The sequence below is a fragment of the Vulcanococcus limneticus LL genome, assembly GCF_943369875.1.
GTDB classification, from domain to species: Bacteria; Cyanobacteriota; Cyanobacteriia; order PCC-6307; family Cyanobiaceae; genus Vulcanococcus; species Vulcanococcus limneticus_A.
The window spans coordinates 1-4,406 of sequence record NZ_CALROT020000022.1 but is presented as its reverse complement, the minus strand read 5'-3'; the positions used below and the strand labels follow the sequence as shown (position 1 = coordinate 4,406).

At 62.4% G+C, this 4,406-nt stretch carries 6 protein-coding genes and 1 pseudogene; 2 read left to right on the top strand and 5 right to left on the bottom strand.

Translation table 11 applies throughout. The annotated features are described in order from the left end of the window. Positions 1–216 (top strand): ACT domain-containing protein (locus tag ACLV7J_RS15360; protein WP_411869934.1); only part of this gene is annotated, 216 nt, incomplete at its 5' end. Positions 217–520: 304 nt separating this feature from the next. Here the strand turns inward: ACLV7J_RS15360 and ACLV7J_RS15355 are convergent. From ACLV7J_RS15355 to ACLV7J_RS15345, 3 genes and pseudogenes are all read right to left on the bottom strand, one after another. Then, positions 521–631: pseudogene (locus ACLV7J_RS15355) on the bottom strand (calcium-binding protein); the annotation flags it as partial. Positions 632–1,093: 462 nt separating this feature from the next. Beyond that, the gene (locus ACLV7J_RS15350; RefSeq protein ID WP_411869933.1) at positions 1,094–1,450 is read right to left on the bottom strand and encodes a hypothetical protein; all 357 of its coding nucleotides are present in this window, start codon (positions 1,448–1,450) and stop codon (positions 1,094–1,096) included. Between the two features lie 455 nt (positions 1,451–1,905). Continuing rightward, on the bottom strand, positions 1,906–2,256 hold the full coding sequence (locus ACLV7J_RS15345; protein ID WP_411869932.1) for a carbonic anhydrase: 351 nt from the start codon (positions 2,254–2,256) through the stop codon (positions 1,906–1,908). A gap of 92 nt (positions 2,257–2,348) precedes the next feature. On the opposite strand from ACLV7J_RS15345, the gene ACLV7J_RS15340 reads away from it, so the two are divergent. Then, the gene (locus tag ACLV7J_RS15340; RefSeq protein ID WP_411869931.1) at positions 2,349–2,645 is read left to right on the top strand and encodes a hypothetical protein; all 297 of its coding nucleotides are present in this window, start codon (positions 2,349–2,351) and stop codon (positions 2,643–2,645) included. A gap of 184 nt (positions 2,646–2,829) precedes the next feature. Here ACLV7J_RS15340 and ACLV7J_RS15335 read toward each other — a convergent pair whose 3' ends face one another. Beyond that, positions 2,830–3,315: a cupin domain-containing protein gene (locus ACLV7J_RS15335; RefSeq protein WP_411869930.1), complete on the bottom strand. Its 486-nt coding sequence runs from the start codon at positions 3,313–3,315 to the stop codon at positions 2,830–2,832. A 213-nt stretch (positions 3,316–3,528) separates the two neighbouring features. After that, complete coding sequence (locus ACLV7J_RS15330; RefSeq protein ID WP_411869929.1) at positions 3,529–3,981, bottom strand: cupin domain-containing protein; 453 nt, start codon at positions 3,979–3,981, stop codon at positions 3,529–3,531. Between the last annotated feature and the right edge of the window lie 425 nt (positions 3,982–4,406).

Here is a 4,406-nt window from a genome sequence, read left to right as displayed (position 1 = left end):
GTGCTCGATCGGGTGGGGGTGCTCAAGGACATCCTCACCCGCCTGTCCGACAGCCGCATCAACGTGAGCGACGCCCGGGTGCGCACCAACCCCGGCAAGCCCGCCCGCATCGACCTGCGGGTGGAACTGGCCGGCGCCAGCCAGCTGGGCACCACCATGGATCAGATCCGATCCATGGCGGATGTGCTTGATATCGCGCGGACGGGGATTGGTTGAGGTCTCTCAGCTGATCCAGTCGGGGTTGAAGCTGTTCACCCCCAGCAGCTGAATGCGCAGGTCGGCCTTGCCATCGCCGTCCACATCCCCCCTGCAAATGCCCATGGGCAAACCGCAGTTCAGCCGCTGCATCGCTGAAGGGCCTGGAGCCGATGTAATCCCAGCCTGGATTGGCGAAGGGATCCTTGCTGTCCAGCACGGCGGTGATCCCCAGCCAATCGCCCCGTCGGCCATGGAAATCGGTGATGGTGTCCCGCCAGCGGCTGGAGGCGTCCTTGGTTTGGTACGAGAAGAAGTCGGCCCCCTTGCCACCGCTGAACCGGTCTGAGCCCTGGCCGCCCTGCAGCCGGTCGTTGCCCTGGGCGCCGCTGAGGCGGTCTTGGCCCTGGTCGCCCCAGAGAGCGTCGTAGCCCATTTTGCCACGCAGGAGGTCGTTGCCGGCCCGGCCGATGAGCTCGCTGCTCTGCTGTGGGGCCAGCAGGACGTTGGGTCCTGAGGTGCCCCGTTGCTGGTTGGTGAGGGTGGCAGCGGCAATCGCCTTGCGGTTGCTCTCGAGCGTGAGGGTCATGGCCTGGGCTGTCATCTTCTGGCCGCACTGAGTGTTGTGAATGTCGTCGAAGTAGAGATAGGTGTTGGTTGCCTCTGTCGGCAGACCCTGATTGGTGGCCTGTGCATAGCCCAAGGTGTTCTTGATGTCATGGCTTGCGAAGTTGCCCAGGCGGGTGCCATAGGTGTCCCAGCTCGTGCCGAACTCGGGTGAGTAATCAATCACTGTGGCGTAGGGGAACTGCCTGCCGATTTTCTTCAGCATGGTGGCGTACTTGGTCTGGAACTCTTGCGGGCCACCCTTCTCCACAGAACTCTTCCAGGATTGGAGTCAGGTGGGTGCATCCGGTTGGCTGGCCTGCTTCAGCAGGTTGCTCAGGAAGGGCATCTGGTAGGGCGCGCCATCCACCATGCCTTGGAAGTCCACCAGGCCAACACTCATCAACTGGCGACTGCCGACAGCCCTCAGCTGCACACTGAGATTCCGGCACATGTGCTGGATCACCTGGGCCAAGACGGCTTCAATCGCCGGGTTTTCCTGGATGTAGGCGATCAGCAGATCGTTGGAGCCAACCTGGATCAGGGTCAGTTCGTTGGAGGCGGGCCGAATCCGTTGCTTCAGGGCGGCTTTGGTCTGATTTCCAACGCCCGTCTGTGCCAGTTTGGGGAATAGGGTGGACAGGCCCACCGTCTGCCCGTCCTGGCCTGTGATGGTGAGGATGTCGTAGGGGCTGGTGGTGCCGCTGGTGGCCCCACCGATGGCAATAGAGGGGGGCAGGTGTCCCCAGGTCGGGAGTGGCCACCGAGGGGTTGACCACCTGGTAGTAGGGCGAGGCGATGCCAAGCCTTGCCGGAGGCTCTTCTGAAGGTGTCGGGATGCCCAGTGTTGTCCTCAGGCCGAGCTGGCAGCCGAAGTTGGCATTGCTCCAACTGACACCAATCCAGGCCGGCTCTGCGCTGGTTGCCAACACCGTCTTCGAGAGATAGGCGGCGAAATCGCCATAGGACGTCAGGCTGTTGCCGAAGTCATAGAGCTGTTGAAAAAGGCCCTGAATCTTTGGGCTTGAAGGGGTGGCATAGAGGGCTGAGCTGCTTGGTTCGACGGTCGGATTTGTGGTCGCCGTTGGTGACGCGGCTGCTCGCTTAATCCAGTAGAGTGATGTTGCCACTCTTGATGTCAAAGAAGACGCTCTTGATCATCACTTTGCCACTTGCTTTGGCCTGCTTCAGTACGGCGCTGGGCTTGGTCACTTGGCCGGCGGCATAGCGCCCATTGCCCTCGATCACCTGGGTGGGATCATCGTCGCTCTTGAGAGAGGATCGGATCGGTTGCACCAGATCTTCCAGCGGCGGCTTGAGTGGTTTGGTTCCCATGGCAGCCTTGACCGCGCCGCAACCGCTGTGCCCCAGCACAAGGATCAGCGGCACCTCCAGGACAGCCACGGCGTATTCGAGCGAGGGGATGCCGTTGTTAAAGGCGCTGTTGCCCGCCACGCCGCCTGGAACAGCTCGCCTGAGCCGACAGCAAAGATCCATTCGGGCGGAACCCGGGCATCGGCACAACTGAGCAGGGCGGCTCAGGGGCGTTGCCCCTGAGCGAGCGCGAGGCGCTCAAGCTGGCAGCCATCTTGGAACGTGTTGTCCATGAGCGACATGCGCTTCTGTGGCGTGATTCCGCTTTTCAGGTTTTGCTAGAGCTTGCTGAATCGATGATTTGTCTCCATCATCGCCTTCAGCAGATCGTTGGTGGGCTTGCCGCCATCGAGCTGATCATGCAACGTTGGCACGATGGCATCGGCTGCCGTGGCGCCATTGACTGTCAGCCTGGGGACAGCAATCGTGCCTGCAGTGATTCCGGCAGCCTGAAGCAGAAGATGACTTGAGAGTGGCACAGGATCTATTTAATAATTCAGGCCATTATGCATGACGTTGCCCTGCGTAATGGCCTGACCATAGGAGCTTCTTTGCCGTGTCTGATCGGCAAAACGACTTTTTCGCAATCCGCCGGCATTGCCGCCATGCGATCGTGCTGCAGATCCGTCTGATGCTGGGTGGCCACGTCGTGCTTCAGGGAGTATCCAAGGGCACAATGTCCACCACCAGTGCTTTGGCGGGGGTGGTGCCTTCATTGCGCCACCAGTGGCTGACGCCGGTGGCTTCGAAAGCCACTTCGCCGGGGCCGATCACCCGAGGGCTGAATCCAGGGCCGCGCCGCTCTGTCATCTGCCCTTGGAGGATGTAGGCGACGCCAGGGCGTTGATCGTGGCGATGCAGGGCGATGCTGCCGCCAGGGGCAATCGTGAGCTCCCGCAGCCTCAGCTCCCGGCCCTGCAGAGCGTTGAAGTCCTGTCCGAGTGGTTGAGCCCCAAGGCGCTTCACGGTCAGTACCCCATGCGTGTGTGTGGGGCCTTGAACGGGCTCCAGGTGTTCATGGGCAGGCGCCACCACGGGTTGCGGCTGGCTCAGGGCGGGTTGCTGTGCGCCCAACAGGGCCGCGGCGGGCAGCAGAGATGAGGCAGTGGTGACTATTGCAGAGAGTTTGATGATTGGCATCCGCTTCAGGCAACGACTCGTGCCATTGAGGCATTGGCATATGTGTGCGCAATGACCAGGTGATTGCACAGCTTTGAAACGAATGAATCTTGCGAGGCCATTTGTTGTCAGCACGTTGTTCCCCGTCGATCGCAGTGGCATCCCTCAAGTCTGAGACGTCATGACGCTGGACAGCAGCCTCTGTCACGGTTGAACGATCGTGTGTATCTCGATTCAGTGGGCGACGGGGATGGCGTCGACCGGTTCGATGAAGGCGATGAACAGCACACAGGGGTGCTTGCTGACGCAGGTCGCCACATGGGCCAGGCCAGCCGGGCCGTAGGCGTAGGTGCCGGGGCGCAGGCGCACGGCCTGCTGCCCGTCGTAGCGAACGGTCATTTCGCCGGAGAGCAGAACGATGCGCTCGGGCGAGGTGTGCTTGTGATGGGCCAGCACGCTGCCGCCCGGCACTTTCAACAGCACATCCGCGTTCGGTTTGGCGGGGTCACCGTTCAGCACGGCCAGGCCGCAGCCCTTGGGGAGGAAGGCCGGGCACGGGCCCCACGTCACCTCCGGATCTGTGTGGTTGCGGATGAAGGCCTTCTCGCTGCCGCCAGCGTGCGCCTGCACTGTTCCCATGGCCAGCGCAGCGAGCGCACCACTGGCGAGAATCATCCGGCGCAGCATGCAGCGTGTCTGGCTGGAGCAGATCTGTGGAGCACGTGAGAAGAGCGCCATGAGGCGTGCTCCGTAATGGGGTGACGTTAGGGGGGGGCTCACATTGAGCAACGATCAAGTACAGGGCATGGGTGAGTCCTGGTGTCGCGGGAGGGTGCCGATCGCCCTCTGGCCTTCCCTTGGACGCCGGACAGGTCCGCAGCAGAGAGGTCTGCCCCGTGATGTTCCTCTGCGGTTCCTTCCTGCTATCGATCGCACCCGATCCTGAGGCTGGAGGGCCTGGAGTACCGCCTGGGGGGCTGCTGCAGTCCGCTGCCGGGCGAGGCGATCGTGGGCAGCGTGGCCCTGGGCAACCACGGCATCACGATCCACCGCCAGGACTGCGCCAATGTGGCCCAGGTGCCGGTGGAGCGGCGGCTGCCGGTGCGCTGGAA

Excerpts from the sequence above, each read along its gene's own strand:
- ACLV7J_RS15330 (WP_411869929.1), bottom strand. The coding sequence starts at position 3,981 with ATGCTGCGCCGGATGATTCTCGCCAGTGGTGCGCTCGCTGCGCTGGCC.
- ACLV7J_RS15335 (WP_411869930.1), bottom strand. The coding sequence starts at position 3,315 with ATGCCAATCATCAAACTCTCTGCAATAGTCACCACTGCCTCATCTCTG.